Genomic DNA, 16,458 nt, shown 5'->3' with positions numbered 1-16,458 from the left:
GCGTGACGCATCCGGTCCGGGTCCGGGGCCGTCACTCGGCGCTGCGCAGCGCGACCCAGGTGTCGTGCGCCACGACACCGTCGGCGTCGAGGCCCCGCTCGTTCTGGAAGGCCCGGACCGCGCTCTCGGTTCCGGAGCCGAACTCACCGTCCACACCGGCGCTTCCGACGCCGTAGCCGCGCTGCGTCAGGATGCACTGCACCTGCTGCACGCGTTTGCCGCTGTCGCCGAGGCGGGTGCGTCCGTTGCCGGCGTAGTACGTGCACTCCGAGAGCCAGGGAGCGGTGTCGGTTCCGGCCGACGGGCTGTCGGCGGGCGGAGTGGGGGACGGCGTGGTGGACGGATCGTCACCGGGAGGCGGTGCGTCGACGTCGTCGCGGTCGCCGGTGGAGCCCGAGACGCTGGGCTGGGCCGAGGTGGTCCCCGTCTTGGTGTCGCGGTCCTCCGCCGCGGCGCCGTCGAGGTCCGTGCGGCTCAGTCCGCCGGTACTCGGGGACCCCGAACCACTGGAGGCGCCACCGGAGCCCGTGCTGTCCGCCCTGGTGGTCCCGGCTTTCGGGGAGGCGGCGGCGGGGGGATCCTGTCGCGTCATCAGCAACGCCGTCGCAGCCACCACACAGACCGTGATGCCCGCGACGGCGACGAGTAACGCCCTCCTCCGGCTCCGGGCAGGGGCACCTGACGGGGTCGGCGGGGGCGGGGGCGGGGTGCCCTCGGCCTTCGCGGGTGGCTGCGCATCCCGAGGAGCAGCAGGTAGGGGCAGACGCGCGGACAGGAGCAGGGGGAGGTCGTCCGGAGACCGTAGCCGGTTCATCCCCGCGACCGGCAAGCGGTGCAACGCCTCGTACGCCTGCTGCCGGGCGAGCACCTCGCCGCCCAGCGGCTCCGGCCAGGGGGAGGCCACGGGACGTGCCCGGGCGGCGTCGATCAGCTCCTGCGGGGTGGGCCGCCGCGCGGGCTCCTTGTCCAGGCAGGCGGTCAACAGGGCGCCGAGCTCCTCGTCCGCCGCCGAGATCTCGTCGACGACCTCGGGATTGGGGTCCTCGTACGCCACCCGGTGCATCACGTCGACCCCTGTGCCGTCACCGAACGGCGCCCGTCCCGTCGTCGCGTAGACCAGTGTCCCGGCCAGCGAGAACACGTCCGACGCCGTGTCGGACCGGCCCTCTCTCAGATGCTCGGGCGACATGTAGGCCGGAGTGCCGACCCGGTTGCCCGTGCCGGTGATCGCACTCGCGTCAGCGGCCTTCGAAATACCGAAGTCGATCACGTGCGCGCCCCGGACGGACAGCAGGACATTGGACGGCTTCAGATCCCGGTGGACGATCTCCTCGACGGCGAGGCTCGCGAGCGCCTGCCCCAGCTCCGCGACCAGCCGCCACACCGCGGCCGCCTCCAGGGCGCCGTACTCCTTCACGGCTTCCGCCAGGTCGAAGCCCGGGAGGTACTCCGTGGCCATCCACAGCAGCTCGTCCTCGAAGCCCGTGCCGCACAGCCGCGGTGCGTGCGGTGTCCGCAGGCGGGCGTGCACGGCTGCCTCGCGCTCGAAGCGGCGCCGGAACCTGGGATCCTCCGCGTACTCCGGCCTGATCACCTTCACCGCGACCAGCCCCGGACTGTCGTCCGCGGGACGCGCCAGATAGACCCGACCCATACCGCCACTGCCCAGCAGCGCCACCGGCGCGTAGGGGCCGACGCGCCCCGGGTCGCCGAGCCGCAGTGGTAACGCACCGGTCTGCCGCAGCGCGGCAGTCGCGTCGTCCGCCGACGCCGGCCGCTGTACCGACAAGAAGTCCCCCGAAGTCACGTTCGATGCACGCCAGTTCACCCCCAGTGAGAGAAGAGCGTAACTCAGCTCGCGCAAGTGTTCAGGAAATCGCTCACCTCCGTCCCGTGGGTGCTGGAACAGCGCCGCGCAGTCCCCACCGGGCGGGGATCCGGGGCGAGTCGGGAATGAACCGGCGGCCTTGGCATGTTTGCGCACCCGCCGACCGGCACTCCCCGGTCCCGGGAAGAAAGCAGGCTCATGACGTCCTCGCCGAACACCATGCGCGCCGTCCAGCTCTCCGCTCCCGGCCCCGTGGAGAACCTGCGGCTCACGACGCTCCCGGTCCCGCCCGCAAGGGACGGCTGGGTACGCATCCGCGTCGAGGCGTTCGGCCTCAACCGCTCGGAGCTGAAACTGCGGCTGGGCCTGGGCGTCGGTGTCACCTTTCCCCGGGTACCGGGCATCGAGGCCGCCGGCACCGTCGACGCGGCCCCGCCCGGCAGCGGACTGGTTCCCGGGCAGAAGGTCGTCGCGATGATGGGGGACATGGGGCGCACCTACGACGGCGGCTACGCCGAGTACACCTCGGTGCCGCTGTCCCAGGTCCTCCCCGTGGACACCGACCTGCCCTGGGAGGTGCTGGGCGCCCTGCCGGAGATGGTGCAGACCGCCTACGGCTCGCTCACCGTCGGCCTGGATCTCACCCCCGGCCAGTCCGTGCTGATCCGAGGCGGCACCTCCTCGGTCGGCCTGGCAGCGGCCGCGCTGGCCACCTGGCGCGGCGCCACCGTCCTGTCCACCACCCGGCGGGCCGACCGCCTCGCTCTGCTGGCCGAGCACGGCGTCGACCACCCCCTGCTCGACACCGGCGAGATCGCGCCCGCCGTACGGGAGCTGTACCCGCACGGCGTCGACGCCGCCCTCGACCTCGTCGGCACACCGACCCTGCCCGACACCTTGCGCACGGTACGCGTGCACGGCACGGCCTGCTTCGGCGGGAGCCTCTCCAACCAGTGGACGGTGCGGGACTTCTCCCCGAACGAGTACCTGCCCAGGGGCGTACGCCTCGCCGGCTACTTCGGCGACGCCGCCGACCTGCCCCGGGAGGCCTTCCAGGAGATCCTCGACGCGGTCGCCGACGGCCGGCTCACCTTCCCCGTGGACCGCGTCTACGACGGCCTGGAGCAGGTGCCGCGGGCCCACGACGACATGGAACACGACCGCGCCACCGGCAAGCTCGTCGTACGCGTCCGGCACTGACGGCACCGGCTGCGCAGGAGTAGCCCGGTCAGGGGTGGGGACTTGAAGGGCAGGCCGGCGTGGCGGCGCACCCATGGGGGCCGCACCGGCCAGGCTTCTCCGGTTCAGCCAACGAGCCGGGGAAGCCGCGGTCCGGCGAGGCCACCCACACTGGCGAGGCCACCCACACCGCAAGGCGCACAACGGGGCGGCGGTAGGGTGGCCGCACCGGTGGTCGAGGCGGGTGGTGGCGGTGGAGTGGCGAGAGTTCGCCGAGGCGATGGCTCAGCTCGCGCGGCAGTTGCTGGCGCAGGAGTCGGTGCAGGGGACGCTGGACGAGATCGCGGCGTCGGCGGTGCGACTGGTGGACGGCTGCGACGCGGCCGGAATCCTGGCGGTCCGCAAGGGGCGGGCGGTCACGCTCTCCGCATGCGGCGAGCTGGTGGAGGCATCGGACCGGCTGCAGGGTGAGCTGGCCGAGGGCCCGTGCTTCGATCTCGCCGCCCGGGCCGACGGGGTGAACGGCGAGTGCGTCTTCCGGATCCCGGACATCACCGAGCCGCAACCGTCCTGGCCGCGGTTCGCCGCGGCGGCTCGCGAGCTGGGTATCGGCAGCATGACCGGCGTACTGCTCTACACCCACGACGCGGACTTCGGCGCGCTGAACCTGTACTCCCGGCGCCCCGGCGCCTTCGGCAAGGACATCGAGACCGCCGGCTGGCTGCTGGCCTCGCACGCCGCCGTCGCCCTCGCCGACGCCCGCACCATCGACCAGCTCGAGGAGGCCATGGAGACCCGGCACGCCATCGGCGAGGCCATGGGCATCCTGATGGAACGCCACAAGCTGACCGAGGACGACGCCTTCAACGTGCTGCGCCGCATCTCCCAGCAGCACAACATCAAGCTGCGCGACGTCGCCCAGCGGGTCCGTTCCGACCGCGCGAAGAAGGCCTGACCCGCGCCACCTGGCGTACGCCCCGCGCACCCGGGTAGCCGCAAGAGCGGCAACGGCCGAAGTGGTGAACGCGACGAAAGAGTTCTACATGGTCATCCCGCTTATGAAGCAGGCGGCGGATGAACTGGGCGCAGACGAGCAGGCCAGGCTGCGCTATGCCGCAGCCTGGGGCCCGAGCACCCCCCGCGCCGTGGACGCGCGACGGGATGTGCGCGCCGTTCTCGCCCACGCTCCGTGCGGCGACAGCGCCGCCGTCCCCGCGTCCAGGGTCATGGACGCCGAACTCGTCGTCAGCGAGCTCGTCACCAACGCCTTGAGGCATGCTCCCGGCCCCTGTGCGCTGACGCTCCGGCTGTCCGGAACCGAGCTGTCGATCAGCCTGTACGACACCTCGCCCGACGCGCCCGTGGTCCAGCCGCCCGACCGCTGCCGCGTCGGCGGGCACGGCCTCCGCCTGGTGCACTCGGTCAGCGACAGAGTCGTCGTCACCCCCCGTGACAACGGCAAGGAGATCACCGCTCACCTGCGACTCGTCGCGAGCGACGAGGCCGGTACGGTCGACAGGACCGTGCTGTCCGCCCCGCGTGCGGACCGGACCCGGCAGACCTCATGACCGGTGCCGGCGCCGGGTGAGGGGCGCGCCCGGCGGGCCCGGCGCCCGTCGGCACGGCTGATCCGGTCGAAGAGCGGCGATCACTGTGCCGACCGCAGGCGGTTCATGAGCGACCTCCTTCTGTGTGCCGCACCAGAGCCGACACGAAGTCGTCCCACACAGGCCGCGGTAGATCATGTCCGGCGCCCTCGAGAACCAGCAGCTCCGCCCCCGGGACCGCGTCACGCAGCGCCTCGCCGTGCGGCAACGGCAGCAGGGGGTCGCGATCGCCGTGGACCACGAGGGTCGGCGCCACGATGTCGCCGAAGCCGCCGTGCGCCGGCCCGTCGAACCGGATGGCGAAGTGGTTGACCAACGTCGACGCGTAGTTCCTGGCCCGCACCACGTCCCGCTGGACCAACGCCCGGATCGCGGCCTCGTCGAAGTACGGCGAGCCGCCGGCGTAGGCCCGCGCGCCGTCGACGACGTACTCCACGAGCGCGGCCACGTCGGAGACGTCCGGCGCGGCGGCCATGGCCAGGTCGCTCGACGGCGGCGGCAGCTCGTCGGCACCGGTCGAGGTCGAGACGAACGTCAGCGACGCGACCCGGTCGGGATGGTCGACACCGAGGGCGAGTCCGATCCCGCCGGACATCGACTGGCAGACCGCATGGGCGCGCTCGATGCCCAGAGCGTCCTGGATGCCGAGCACGTCGCGGGCCAGATCGGTGAACGAGTAGTCCGGCTGTCCCGGTGGACAGCAGGTCGACCGGCCGGTGTCCCGCTGGTCGTAGCGGACCACGAAGCGGCCGCGGGCGGCGAGCTGTCCGCACAGGTCGGCGTCCCACCACAGCATCGAGGCGGCCGCCCCGGCGACCAGCGTGATCGCCGGGTCCGCGGGGTCTCCGAAGGTCTCGACACACAGCTCGACACCGTTGATCCCGAACAGTCGCTCGCCGTGGGATTGATATGAGGTCATGCCAGCACGCTAGAACCCCGGACTCCATTGTGAAAAGCGATGATTTCCGATCGATTCGATCGCTTGCTCCGATGGGCGTCGCTACGCTGGCGTGCGTGAGCACCGTCGAGCTGCGCCATCTGGCGGCGATGGCCGCCATCGCCGAGGAGGGTTCGTTCGGCCGGGCGGCCACCCGTCTCGGCTACACCCAGTCGACGGTGAGCCAGCAGATCGCCGCGCTGGAGAGAGCCGTCGGCGGCCCGGTGTTCGACCGGCCGGGCGGCCCCAAGCCGGTACGGCTCACCCCGCTCGGCTCCGTGGTCCTGGACCACGGTCGCGCCCTGCTGGCGAAGGCCGAGGCACTGGCCGACGCCGTGGACCGGTTCCAGGCGGGGGACGGCCGGATCGACATCGGCACCTTCCAGAGCGTGTCCAACGTGATCCTGCCGTCGCTCGTACGCCGACTGCGCGACGAGCACCCCGGATGCGACATCAGGTTGTCCGAGGAGGAGCCGGAGCAGCCGCGGATCGGCGACCTCGACCTGCTGTTCTACGACGGCCGCGTCGACGGCGAGGTCGAGCACCGCAAGCTGCTCGACGATCCCTACCTGCTGGTGGCCCGCACCGGCACCTTCCCCGACGAGGGGCCGGTGCCGCTGGAACTGCTCGACGGCGTACCGATGGTGGCCTGGCCGCTGACCTGCGACCAGCCGCTGATGGAGCAGGCGGTCGCGCGCACCGGCGCCCGTCCGCAGGTCGTGTTCCGCACCGCGGTCAACGACACCCTGTTGTCGATGGTGCGAGCCGGCCTGGGATCGGCACTCCTGCCCTGGCTCGCCGTCCTCGGCGCCGGCGTCCCCTCCGACGACCGACTCCGCATCCACGCACTACGGCCGTCCCTGCCACCACGCGAGATCTACCTGCACTGGCAGGCAGGCCGTATCCACTCACCACTGGCCGCCCGCGCGGTCGACATCGCCGTGGAGGTCGCGGCGGAACTCGCACGGCCGCCGGCCGGCGCTTGACGGATGTCCGTTGCGGGGCGTGGAGGATCAGGGGGCGTGGGTCGGATCCGGAGGTTGTGCGACCTCGGCCTCTTCGGCTTCTCCGGCGAGTTTCGCGAGTTTCGCGACTTTCGCCTGTGCCGCGGTGATGCCGCGGAGTATGAGACGCAGGTGGGTGGCGGACTCGGGTACAGCGGCTTCGAGTTCTTCCAACCGCCTGCGCTGCGCGGCGAGTTCCGCCCTGAGCCGCGCGGCCCGGTCGGGCGGTGGGGGAGGGGTGGTCCCGTTGAAGACGACGTTGTGCAGGGGGCGTTCGGTGTGGACCGCTTCGCGTTCGGCCGCATGGGCGTCGTCGGGGTAGTCGATCTGGACGCCGATGACGCGGGGGCCCCAGGGCTGTTGGTGCAGATGGGTGCGGATACGGGTGAGCGGGCAGGTGGAGATGCCGACGTACAGCAGGCCTTCGAGGCCGTAGAGCCGGTACAGGGCGGTGCGGCCAGCGGTGTGCAGGCTGCCTTCCTCGTCGAACAGGCTGCGCAGGAACTGGGTGTCGATGTCGGTCATGACACGGCCTCCCTCAGTCCGGGGCGCACGGCGACCGCGCGCCGTTGTCCGTCCTCTCACGCTCCCACGGGGGTGTGACACCGTGTTCCGCTGCCGGGTTGTCCGTGAACTCTCCCGGAATTGTCCTTGATCCGTAACGGACGCATCCCGTGGCCGCAGTTCCTCGTCTTGTCAGGTGGTCACGGAGTGACCAGTGAATTGACGAGGAACTGCGGGAAAGCGGGGCGGACATGGCACGGCACGGTGGGCGGGGCTGGAACGGCAAGGTGCTCGGGGCGGCGCTCGGGGTGACGATGCTCGCCGCCGGTGCCTCCGTGTGGACCGCACAGGCCGGCGCCGTGGGGGTCACGCCGCCCAAGGCGTCCAAGCCGGCCAGTGCGGTGAAGCCCGTCGATGTGACCATCGTGCACGCCTCGGACAAGGGAGCTCGCGGCGTCAACATCACCATCGACGACGGACCCGACCCGGCGTGGACCCCCCAAGTGCTGGACGTGCTGCGGGAGTACGGGGTCAAGGCCACGTTCTGCATGGTGGGAACGCAGGCGCAGGCCCACCCTGACCTGGTGAAGCAGGTCGTCGCCGCCGGACACCGGCTGTGCGACCACTCGGTGTCCCATGACACCACCATGGACAAGAAGTCCGAGGCATACCAGTCGCAGCAGATTCTCGACGCCGAACGCATGATCACCCAGGCCTCGGGCGGCGTACGGCCGATGTACTACCGGGCCCCCGGCGGCGCCTTCACCCCCTTCAGCCGCAAGCTCGCCGCTTCCCGGGGCATGCGTCCGCTGGGCTGGAACGTGGACTCCAAGGACTTCGAACGGCCGGGCACGGACGCCATCGTCGCCACGGTCGAACGTGAACTGCCGGGCGGTCCGACCGTCCTGTTCCACGACGCGGGCGGCGACCGTTCCCAAACGGTGGAGGCGCTGCGCCAGATCCTGCCCCGGCTCAAGGAGCAGGGCTACTCCTTCGGCTTCCCCGTGCGCTGAACCGGGGCCCTTCAAACGCCCCGCGACTCCTACCCGATGAAGTCCGGTTGCCAGGGCAGGACCCGGAAGTCGCCGGTGCCGTTCTTCACGCGCTCGTACGGCGCCGAACTCACGCACTTGGGCAGGTTCTTGGTCTCCACCGGGTTGCTCACGGCCCAGCTGTAGCCCAGCCGGTCGTGCCGGCCCATGTCGTGCACGGTGAAGCCGACCCGCTTGCCCTTCGCTCCCGCCAGATCGCTGCCGGTGATGACACCGGTGGCGACCGCGACCTTCCCCCCGGTCACCAGACAGTCGATCCTTCCCTTGGCCCAGACGCCCTCGCCGTTGAGGTAGTGACTGAAGCGGAACGTCCCGGTGGCCTTCGCGGGCTCCATCCGGTGCTCGGCGGCCAGATGCGCGTCGAAGGTGAAGGTGATGTCGTCCCCCAGGGTCCGGGAGAGCTTGGCGGATCCGGTCAGGGCCGCGGCTTCCCGCGGCGCGCGGGGGGAGTCGGTTCCGGGCGAACGGTCGAAGGCCGCGGCGGAGGCGGTGCACGCGACGGTGATCAGGACGGCGGCGCCCGCGGCGACGCGGAGGCGGGTGGAGGCTGACGCAGTGCGGCTCATCGGTGGTCCTTCCTCATGGATGGCGCCCCTGCTCCGGGGGCGCCACCACAGGCTCTCGCGGGGTGACGGCCCCTCACATCGCCCGTGGAACTGACGTGTTGCTCCGCCGCGCGGCTCACGGCGATGACCGCCGTGCACCCGCAGAGGTACGTCTGCCTGCACCCCTGGTCCCACGGAGAGCGAATGAGTCCAGCAGCACCCGTACGTCAGGAGGTGCCGGTGGCGCCGGTCGCGGTCCGGCCTGACGCGGGCACGTCCTCGTCCGTGCCGTCCTCGGGCCCCCAGCGCAGCAGGTCGCCCGGCTGGCGCTCGAGCACCTCGCAGAGCGCGGCGAGCGTCGCGAAACGTACCGCCTTGGCGCGCCCGTTCTTGAGTACCGCCAGATTGGCGGGCGTGATCCCTACGCGGTCGGCGAGTTCGCCCACGGACATCATCCGCCTGGCCAGCATCACGTCGATGTCGATGTCGATGTCGACGGCGATCGGCATCAGATCACTCCGTCCAACTCGGCCTGCAGCTGCGATGCTTCGACGTCGCGCGCGACGGCCTGGGCGAGCAGCATCCGCAGCACGAGCACGATGAGGGCGACTCCCAGGATGGCCACGCCGACGCCGCCCATGATGAGGGTGACGCCCGGGTCGTCCCGCTGGCCCGGCGCATTGACGAGGGTGACCGCGAACCACACGAGGGCGGCCGCCACGATCGCGCCGATCACTCCGTCCACGTACCGGAAGGCGGCGGGGGAGAACACGGTTCCGCGTCGCACCATCGTCATCAGCCGCCCTACGCGGACCACTGCCACCTGGACCGACACCGTGCCCAGGATCGTGATCACACGCAGCGGGGTCAGCGGGAGCGACCCGTCCTCAGGGTCGCTCGCGCTGACCAACGTCCACACCATCAACGTCTGTACGAACGGGGTGCCGACGAGCACATCGATAGGTTGGGCAAGTGCCGTCAGTGCGCGTCCGGCTCCGCCGTGAGGCGTTGAAGCAGGCCGAGCAGGGTGGCGCGGTCCGGCCCTGGCAAGGCCGAGAAGCAGTCGGCGAGTACGTGGTCGGCGACTTTGTGGCCGGCCGCCAGGACCTGCTCGCCGGCAGGGGTGAGGTGGTGTTCGATGCGCCGGCCGCGTCCGGGCCGGCGTTCGACGAGGTCCTGGGCCGTGAGGCGGCCGGCGAGCGTACCGAAGGCCTGCTCGGTCTGGAAGGTCGCTGCGGCCAGTTCGCGGGCGGACGCTCCGGGGGAGCGGCTGATCGCGCGCAGCGCGTCCCACTGGGCCAGTGTCGTGCCGACCGTCTGGAGGGCGCTGTCGAGGGCCCGGTGTTGCCGATACTGGGCCTGCTTGACCGCTCTGCCGAGTTCTTGCAGCTCACCGTGCATGCGCCAAGTCTACGCCATGACCAAGCTAGCTTATATAAAGATGTTTAGTTACAGTGGTCGGCATGTCCACCAACGCATCAGCCATGTACGCCGACCTGTCGCTCACCCTGTCCGAGGCCGGGGAGGGGAGGCCGGTCCTCGTCCTGCACGGCGGCGGAGGCCCCGCCACCGTCGCCGGCCTCGCCCGGCACCTGTCCCGCACCGCTCACACGATCACGCCCGTGCATCCCGGCTGGGACGGCACGGACCGCCCGGCCGGGCTCACCGGCATCGACGACCTCGCCCTCGCGTACCTGCGCCTCCTGCGCGAACGGCGACTGCGCGACGTTCTCGTCGTCGGCTCCTCCCTCGGGGGCTGGACGGCCGCCGAGATGGCCGCCCGCGACACCACGGGGTCTGTCACCGGCCTCGTCCTGATCGACGCGGTGGGCGTGCGGGTCGAGACGGAACCGATCACCGACTTCTTCGCCCTGGACGCCCGCGGCGTCGCGGAGCACTCCTGGCACGACCCGGACCGCTACTACCTGGGCCCGGCCGGGATCCCGGACGAAGAACTGGCACGCAGAGGGGCCAACATGGCCACCATGCGCCTGCTCGCCGGCGACCCCTACATGCACGACCCCACGCTGCTGTCCCGGCTCGGGCAGGTCCAGGTGCCCGCTCTCCTGCTCTGGGGTGAGAGCGACCGCATTGTCACCCCCGCCTATGGCGCCGCGTACGCCGACGCGTTCGGCCGCGGCCGGCTCGAGGTCATCCCCAAGGCCGGCCACCTTCCGCAGATCGAGCAGCCGGACGCCACGTTCGCGCTGATCGACGAGTACCTGCGTCAGACAAACAGCCCGCTGCGGCAGCGGTGAGGGGTCCTGCTCACCGTTACGAAAGGCGTGCCGGCGACTGCCACCCTCCCTGCCGCCTCACGTGCGCCCCCGGGTCAGGAATGCCGTCAGCGCGGCCAGAGTCTCGTCGGGTGCCTCTTCCGCCGGGTAGTGGCCGCAAGGGACAGTGACCGTCTCCACGTCGTCCGCGGCCAGGCGCATCATCGCGCCGACATGATCGGCCAGGTTCGCCGCCCCTCCGACGGCCAGGACGGGCAGTTGAAGTCGACGGGCCGCCGCTCGTTCTGGGCGATGGTGGTGTCGAGAGCGCGGTAGGGGGCGAAGCTCGCACGGAGGGCGTCCGGGTCCCCGGCGAGGGTGTCGATGTAGTGCCGGACGGCGTGCTCGGGCAGTGGTGCGGCTGCCTTGGCCGCGAACTGCCGGCCGAAGAAGAGGTCTTCGCGGCCCTGGACCAGTTGCTCGTTGAGTTCGGGGAGCCGGTTGAACGTGAAGTGCCACAGCCGGTCGTTGTTCTCGGTGCTGCCGAGCAGGGGCGGTGAGGGGGCGAGGCCCGGGATGAGGGCTTCGGCGACGGCCAGGTGGTCGACGCGGTCCGGGTGATCGGCGGCCAGGGCGTAGCCGACCCACACGCCCACGTCGTGCCCGGCGACGTGGAAGCGGTCGTGCCCGAGCGCCGTCATCGCGGCCGCCGCGTCACGCGCGAGGCTGCCGGTGTCGTAACCGTCCAGAGGCTTGTCCGACAGGCCCACCCCGCGGGCGTCGAGCGCGACGACCTGGAAGTCACGGGCGAGGGCCGGCATCAGCAGACGCCACGCGTACCAGGTCTGGGGCCAGCCGGCGAGGAGCAGCAGCGCGGGCCCCGAGCCTCCGGTGACGGCGTGCAGGCGGACCTCGCCGGTGTCGACGTAGTGGCTGGTGAAGGTGCGGGCGAAGCCGTCCGGGAGCTGCGGCGCGCGGGAGACGGAGCCGGGGCCGTCGGCGGTGAGGAGGGCGGCGGAAGGGGGCGTCATCAATGATCACCTTCGCTGGAACGGCGACGGCAGGCACAGCCACCATCTTGGAACGATTAGTCAAACATAGTTGGACCGGTCGATACAAGATGGCGGTAGACTCGCAGCGAGATCCCGCGGGGAAAGGTGAACGGCATGTCCGGCCGAAAGCAGTTCGACGTCACCGCCGCACTGGACCAGGCCATGCGCGTGTTCTGGCAGCAGGGATACGAGGGCGCCTCGCTCGACGCCCTGGGATCCGCCACCGGTCTCGGACGCGGCTCCCTGTACGGCACCTTCGGCAACAAGGACGCCCTCTTCCGCCAGTGCCTCGACCGGTACGTCTCGGTGTACGGCGCCCGCCAGGAGAAGGCGCTCGCCGGGCACCCCGGTGATCCCGTGCGTGCCGTGAAGGCGTTCCTCGACACGACCCTGGCCCGGATCGCCGACCCCGCGGTACCGGACGGCTGCCTCATCGCCCAGTCCAGCGCCCAGGCGCCGACGTTCAACGAGGAGAACGGCGCCCATGTCCGCGCACTGGTCGCCGCCCAGCGCGCACGGGTGCGCGCTGCACTCGGTAGCGCGGCGGTGGATGCACAGGTGCTGGACGAACTCGCCCTGTACGTCGTCGCCGTCAACCAGTCCCTGGGTGTACTCAGCCGGGCCGGTGTGCCGCACGAGGAACTGCGTGCCGTGACCCGGCTGGCGTGCGCGACGGTGGCGGACACGCTGGCCCGAACCGCCTGAAGGCCTCCCGCCCCGACCCGTCAGACGCCGGGGCCGCTGCGCACGAAGAGGCAGAACGGGTGGCCCGCCGGGTCGTGCAAGACCCGTACACCGGTCTGAGGCTGTACGCCGGCTGCGGTCGCTCCCAGTCCGAGGGCGTGCTCGACGGCCGAGGACAGGTCGTCCACCTCGATGTCCAGATGCATCATCATCTGCTGCTCGGAGCGTGGAAGGCCACTGCGGGCGTTCGAAGAGCGGCTCTGTCTGGAAGGACAGCCCGGCAGTGCCGTCGGGCGAGGCGATCTCCACCCAGCCGGGTTCCTCCGTTCGCAGCCGCCACCCGAGCAGATCCTGGTAGAACCGCGCGAGCGCGTGGGCGTCCGGTGCGTCCAGAGTGGTCGCGGCCAAGGTGAAACGCGGTACGGGCTCCATGCAGTAGTGCTGCCCGGTTCCGCTGCTGTCAGACCGACGTGCCGCGCGGGCCGCACAGGGGTGGGACGCCCGGCCCGGGGTAACCGCGTCTGTACGAAGACCAAGTCGGGCGGCAGGCCATGTCGTGCGGCAGTTGTCGTCGACCTTCACGGGAGGACAGTCGTGCCTGGCATGTTGGAGAAGATCAAGCAGTTCAGCAGGAGCCCGCAGGGACGGCGTGCCGCCGAGCAGGTACGCCGTGCATCGGCCGATCCGCGTCGTCGGGCCCAGGCTCGGCAACTGCTCGGCAAGCTCCGCGGACGGAGCCACTGACCCGGAACGCACTCGCCACGGCGGGTGGACGCCGGTGACGCCGCTCGGTGGGAAACCGAGCACACCGCATCCACCCGCACGGCTGCCCGGGAAGACAGACCACCGGGCGTGCCGCGGGGCGGGAAGGAGGTGCGGCGCAGATGACCGACCTTCGTGATCGGCTGGGCAGGGCCGTGTTCCGGCGAGTGGCGGGGCCGGACGGCCCCGCCAACCGCGCCCGTATCCATGACACGCCCGGACCCCGCTGGTTCGGTCCCGAACGTCCCATCCGCACGGTCCACGGCGACGCGTCGATGTTCATCGGCGGGCTGAGCGCTCTGCTCCTGCAGTCCCTGCACCCGCTCGCCATGGCCGCCGTGTCCGCGCACTCCGGGTTTCGCGGAGATCCCTGGGGGCGGCTGCAGCGCACCAGCACTTTCCTGGCCGTCACGACCTACGGCACCGCCTCCGACGCAGAGGAAGCCGTCGAACGCGTGCGCGCCATCCACCAGCGGGTGCGGGGGACCACCACCGAGGGACTGCCCTACCACGCCGCCGACCCGCATCTGCTGGGCTGGGTGCACGCGGCCGAGACCCACAGTTTCCTGCGCGCCCACGAACGCTACGGGGCCCGCCTCCTCGACCCGGCGGAGTACGACGGCTACGTGTCCGACACCGCGCGGGTGGCCGAGGCACTGGGCGTGGTCGATCCACCCCGGGATCGCCGGGCCCTGGCCGCACTGCTGGCCACCTACCAGCCGGAACTGCGGGCCACCCCGGAAGCCCGGGCCGCCGCCCGGTTCCTGCTGCTGCACCCACCCGTACCGCTGGCCGTGCGGCCGTTCTACGGCGTCCTGGCGGCGAACGCGGTGGCCCTGCTCCCGGCGTGGGCGCGCAGTGTCCTGCGACTGCCCCGGGTCCCGGTCGTGGAGGGGCTCGCCGTCCAGCCCGCGGGTCTGCTGCTGACGCACGCCATCCGCTGGGCCATGACCCCGGGAGCGCGCTCGCCGGTGGAGTGAGGTCCGGCGAGCGCACGATGTGGGCCCCGCACGCCGTACGGGGCCCACACGGTCAGCAGGTCGAGTTGGTCTGGGTCAGCAGCCCCAGTCGCCAGGGCAGGCTGTTGTAGTCACCGCCGGCGTTGGGGTCCTTCCCCTGGTACAGGTACTGGAGCCTGCAGGCCGGGATCGTGAGCGTCTGGTCGTAGCCGGCGCGGATCATCTCGCCGTGACTGATGTCCCGGCTCCAGGTACCGGCGGGGAACGTCACGTTGTTCGACTTGGCGAACGGGTTGCTCTCGGACGCGGCCAGGGGCGACCACGAACCGGCGAGGCTGCTCGATGTCCAGGAGCGGAAGTAGCGCCGGCCGTCCGAGGCGATCGCCTCCACGAGCAGCAGGTACTGATTGCTGCCCTGCACCTTGTAGACGTTGCTCGCTTCGAACATGGCGTACTTGGAGTCCTGGGCCGCGATGACGGTGTCGGTGAAGCCGTTGGGGAACTGGCCCACCGACGTCCGGGAGCGGTAGAGATGACCGTTGTCGTCCGAGGAGAACAGGTAGCAGTTGGCGCTGTCGCAGATCACCCACATGTCGACCCAGTAACCGTTGCCGATGTTCTGGCGGATGATGTCCGGCATCGACGAGTAGAAGTTCTTCGGGGCGCTCCACCCGTTGGGGTTGCTGATGTCCGGATTCGTCGAGTACGAGGCGTTGCCGGTCTGGTAGACGAGGTACCACAGGCGTTGCGGGGCGTTGTAGAAGACCTGCGGTGCGGCCCGGTACCCGGCGCCGATGGCGGTGCGGTCCAGGTAGTGGTGCGTGGCCGAGCCCGCCTGGGACCAGTCGGAGAAGCTCAGGTACACCAGGTTGTACCCGGCGGCGTTCGCGGTGCTCGCGAACACGTGGTACTTGCCGTTGTAGTAGACGACCGACGGGTCCTTGATCCCCGCGATGTTGTGCGTCGCGTCCGACTTCGGCCCGATCAGGGCGCCGCTGGAACTCCAGCGGAAGGAGGAGGGGAGCGCCGCGGCGGACCGGGCCGCGGATGCGTCCGTCCGCTGTGCCGCGGCGCGGCCGCCCAATGCCGTGAGCGTCGACTGGTAGGCGGGCTTCTTGTTGCCGTTGCGGTCGAACAGCAACGGGTTCTCACCGCTGCGCCAGGAGTCGCTGTCGCGGATGCCCCAGACGGTGATGCCGGTGCAGCGCGCCACGTTCATGCAGGCCCGCACCGTGTTCGTGTACGCGGCCGTGGGCGCCTGCGCGATGTCCAGCTCGGTGATCTGGACGTCCACGCCGAGCGCGGCGAAGTTCGACAGGGTCGTCTGGAAGCTCCCGGGCGGTCCGCCCGCCCCGAAGTGGGACTGGAGACCGACGCAGTCGATGGGCACGCCGCGCGCCTTGAAGTCGCGCACCATGCGGTAGACGCCCTGGGTCTTGGCGTCGCTCCAGTTCTCGATGTTGTAGTCGTTGTAGCAGAGCTTGGCCGACGGGTCGGCCGAGCGCGCGGTGCGGAAGGCCTCCTCGATGAAGCCGGTGCCCAGCACGTCCCGGAAGACCGAACTGCGCATCTGGCCGCTGCCACCGTCGGCGAAGGCCTCGTTGACCACGTCCCAGGCGTAGACCTTGCCCCGGTAGTGGTTCGCCACCTGGGTGATGTGGTTGTTCATCACGCTGCGCAGGGTGTTGGCGTCCCTGATGGAGCTGACCCAGCCGGGCAGTTGCTGGTGCCAGACGAGGGTGTGTCCGCGCAGGCGTTGCCCGTGTGACTGGGCCCGGTTCGCGATCTGGTCGCCGGGGCCGAAGTTGAACGAGCCGCGGGAGCGCTCGACGGTGTCCCACTTCATCTCGTTCTCGGGCGTGACCGAGTTGAACTCACGGTCCAGGATCCCGGTGTACGTGCCGTCGCCGAGGCGTCCGGCGGCCACGGCGGTACCGAAGTACCGCCCGGACTGGGCCGCCTGGGCGCCCAGCGTGGAGGCCCGGACGCCGTCGGGTGCGGCGCTCGCGGCGCCGGGGGTGACCAGGGCGGCCACGGCCAGCAGGGACAACACCGAGGCTCGGCGACGGCCGAACCGCTTCAGCGGGTTCATGGTTCTCCTCGTACGGTCGGGTGGGGGGTTGCGCCGT

19 protein-coding genes and 1 pseudogene are annotated in these 16,458 nt (G+C 71.0%); 8 read left to right on the top strand and 12 right to left on the bottom strand.

Annotated elements, in window-relative coordinates; all coding sequences use genetic code 11:
* Positions 1-31 precede the first annotated feature (31 nt).
* A complete protein-coding gene (locus tag ACGFWE_RS01890; RefSeq protein ID WP_393597150.1) occupies positions 32-1,789 on the bottom strand; it encodes a protein kinase in 1,758 nt (585 codons plus the stop codon).
* Between the two features lie 237 nt (positions 1,790-2,026).
* Here ACGFWE_RS01890 and ACGFWE_RS01885 point away from each other — a divergent pair, with 237 nt between their 5' ends.
* The 3 genes from ACGFWE_RS01885 (at position 2,027) to ACGFWE_RS01875 (ending at position 4,575) form a co-directional block, all read left to right on the top strand.
* On the top strand, positions 2,027-3,028 hold the full coding sequence (locus tag ACGFWE_RS01885; protein ID WP_393597149.1) for a zinc-binding dehydrogenase: 1,002 nt from the start codon (positions 2,027-2,029) through the stop codon (positions 3,026-3,028).
* 232 nt (positions 3,029-3,260) lie between these two features.
* Complete coding sequence (locus ACGFWE_RS01880; protein ID WP_393597147.1) at positions 3,261-3,962, top strand: GAF and ANTAR domain-containing protein; 702 nt, start codon at positions 3,261-3,263, stop codon at positions 3,960-3,962.
* Positions 3,963-4,050: 88 nt separating this feature from the next.
* Positions 4,051-4,575 carry an ATP-binding protein gene (locus ACGFWE_RS01875; protein WP_393597145.1) on the top strand — a complete coding sequence of 175 codons (525 nt, stop codon included), beginning with the start codon at positions 4,051-4,053 and terminating at the stop codon, positions 4,573-4,575.
* Between the two features lie 103 nt (positions 4,576-4,678).
* Here ACGFWE_RS01875 and ACGFWE_RS01870 read toward each other — a convergent pair whose 3' ends face one another.
* Positions 4,679-5,533: an alpha/beta fold hydrolase gene (locus ACGFWE_RS01870; protein WP_393597143.1), complete on the bottom strand. Its 855-nt coding sequence runs from the start codon at positions 5,531-5,533 to the stop codon at positions 4,679-4,681.
* A 71-nt stretch (positions 5,534-5,604) separates the two neighbouring features.
* On the opposite strand from ACGFWE_RS01870, the gene ACGFWE_RS01865 reads away from it, so the two are divergent.
* Positions 5,605-6,537, top strand: coding sequence for a LysR family transcriptional regulator (locus ACGFWE_RS01865; RefSeq protein WP_393597141.1), 933 nt, complete (start codon positions 5,605-5,607; stop codon positions 6,535-6,537).
* A gap of 27 nt (positions 6,538-6,564) precedes the next feature.
* Here the strand turns inward: ACGFWE_RS01865 and ACGFWE_RS01860 are convergent, their stop codons facing one another.
* Positions 6,565-7,080 (bottom strand): GIY-YIG nuclease family protein, encoded by a 516-nt coding sequence (locus ACGFWE_RS01860; RefSeq protein WP_352385160.1) that lies wholly within the window; start codon positions 7,078-7,080, stop codon positions 6,565-6,567.
* Between the two features lie 230 nt (positions 7,081-7,310).
* On the opposite strand from ACGFWE_RS01860, the gene ACGFWE_RS01855 reads away from it, so the two are divergent.
* Positions 7,311-8,072 carry a polysaccharide deacetylase family protein gene (locus ACGFWE_RS01855; RefSeq protein WP_352385162.1) on the top strand — a complete coding sequence of 254 codons (762 nt, stop codon included), beginning with the start codon at positions 7,311-7,313 and terminating at the stop codon, positions 8,070-8,072.
* Positions 8,073-8,101: 29 nt separating this feature from the next.
* Here ACGFWE_RS01855 and ACGFWE_RS01850 read toward each other — a convergent pair whose 3' ends face one another.
* The 4 genes from ACGFWE_RS01850 to ACGFWE_RS01835 all read right to left on the bottom strand — a co-directional run bounded on the left by ACGFWE_RS01850 (position 8,102) and on the right by ACGFWE_RS01835 (position 10,057).
* Positions 8,102-8,677, bottom strand: coding sequence for a hypothetical protein (locus ACGFWE_RS01850; protein ID WP_352385164.1), 576 nt, complete (start codon positions 8,675-8,677; stop codon positions 8,102-8,104).
* 206 nt (positions 8,678-8,883) lie between these two features.
* The gene (locus ACGFWE_RS01845; RefSeq protein WP_393597138.1) at positions 8,884-9,165 is read right to left on the bottom strand and encodes a helix-turn-helix domain-containing protein; all 282 of its coding nucleotides are present in this window, start codon (positions 9,163-9,165) and stop codon (positions 8,884-8,886) included.
* Entirely contained in the window at positions 9,165-9,617 is a 453-nt protein-coding gene (locus ACGFWE_RS01840; protein ID WP_393598894.1) for a DUF2975 domain-containing protein, read from the bottom strand. Before ACGFWE_RS01840 ends, ACGFWE_RS01845 begins: the two co-directional genes overlap by 1 nt.
* Before the next feature lie 17 nt (positions 9,618-9,634).
* Positions 9,635-10,057 carry a MarR family winged helix-turn-helix transcriptional regulator gene (locus ACGFWE_RS01835; RefSeq protein WP_352385165.1) on the bottom strand — a complete coding sequence of 141 codons (423 nt, stop codon included), beginning with the start codon at positions 10,055-10,057 and terminating at the stop codon, positions 9,635-9,637.
* A gap of 62 nt (positions 10,058-10,119) precedes the next feature.
* Between ACGFWE_RS01835 and ACGFWE_RS01830 the strand changes: the two genes are divergently transcribed.
* Positions 10,120-10,914 carry an alpha/beta fold hydrolase gene (locus tag ACGFWE_RS01830; protein ID WP_393597136.1) on the top strand — a complete coding sequence of 265 codons (795 nt, stop codon included), beginning with the start codon at positions 10,120-10,122 and terminating at the stop codon, positions 10,912-10,914.
* Positions 10,915-10,971: 57 nt separating this feature from the next.
* Here the strand turns inward: ACGFWE_RS01830 and ACGFWE_RS01825 are convergent, their stop codons facing one another.
* Both ACGFWE_RS01825 and ACGFWE_RS01820 read right to left on the bottom strand, forming a co-directional pair.
* Positions 10,972-11,097: an alpha/beta fold hydrolase gene (locus tag ACGFWE_RS01825; protein WP_393597134.1), complete on the bottom strand. Its 126-nt coding sequence runs from the start codon at positions 11,095-11,097 to the stop codon at positions 10,972-10,974.
* A complete protein-coding gene (locus tag ACGFWE_RS01820; protein ID WP_393597132.1) occupies positions 11,094-11,903 on the bottom strand; it encodes an alpha/beta fold hydrolase in 810 nt (269 codons plus the stop codon). Before ACGFWE_RS01820 ends, ACGFWE_RS01825 begins: the two co-directional genes overlap by 4 nt.
* Positions 11,904-12,038: 135 nt before the next feature.
* Between ACGFWE_RS01820 and ACGFWE_RS01815 the strand changes: the two genes are divergently transcribed.
* Positions 12,039-12,629, top strand: a complete 591-nt coding sequence (locus ACGFWE_RS01815; protein ID WP_352385171.1) for a TetR/AcrR family transcriptional regulator — start codon at positions 12,039-12,041, stop codon at positions 12,627-12,629.
* A gap of 20 nt (positions 12,630-12,649) precedes the next feature.
* Here the strand turns inward: ACGFWE_RS01815 and ACGFWE_RS01810 are convergent, their stop codons facing one another.
* Together ACGFWE_RS01810 and ACGFWE_RS01805 are read right to left on the bottom strand one after the other, a co-directional pair.
* On the bottom strand, positions 12,650-12,817 hold the full coding sequence (locus ACGFWE_RS01810) for a VOC family protein (protein WP_393597130.1): 168 nt from the start codon (positions 12,815-12,817) through the stop codon (positions 12,650-12,652).
* A gap of 106 nt (positions 12,818-12,923) precedes the next feature.
* Positions 12,924-13,040, bottom strand: a pseudogene (locus ACGFWE_RS01805) (VOC family protein); the annotation flags it as partial.
* Between the two features lie 452 nt (positions 13,041-13,492).
* Here ACGFWE_RS01805 and ACGFWE_RS01800 point away from each other — a divergent pair.
* The gene (locus tag ACGFWE_RS01800; protein WP_352385177.1) at positions 13,493-14,350 is read left to right on the top strand and encodes an oxygenase MpaB family protein; all 858 of its coding nucleotides are present in this window, start codon (positions 13,493-13,495) and stop codon (positions 14,348-14,350) included.
* Positions 14,351-14,402: 52 nt separating this feature from the next.
* Here ACGFWE_RS01800 and ACGFWE_RS01795 read toward each other — a convergent pair whose 3' ends face one another.
* Complete coding sequence (locus tag ACGFWE_RS01795; RefSeq protein WP_393597128.1) at positions 14,403-16,421, bottom strand: non-reducing end alpha-L-arabinofuranosidase family hydrolase; 2,019 nt, start codon at positions 16,419-16,421, stop codon at positions 14,403-14,405.
* Positions 16,422-16,458: the final 37 nt, after the last annotated feature.

The sequence above is a fragment of the Streptomyces sp. NPDC048523 genome, assembly GCF_043199815.1.
Classification (GTDB): domain Bacteria; phylum Actinomycetota; class Actinomycetes; order Streptomycetales; family Streptomycetaceae; genus Streptomyces.
The sequence above is the reverse complement of the archived record's forward strand: the minus strand, read 5'-3'. Positions and strand labels throughout refer to the sequence as shown.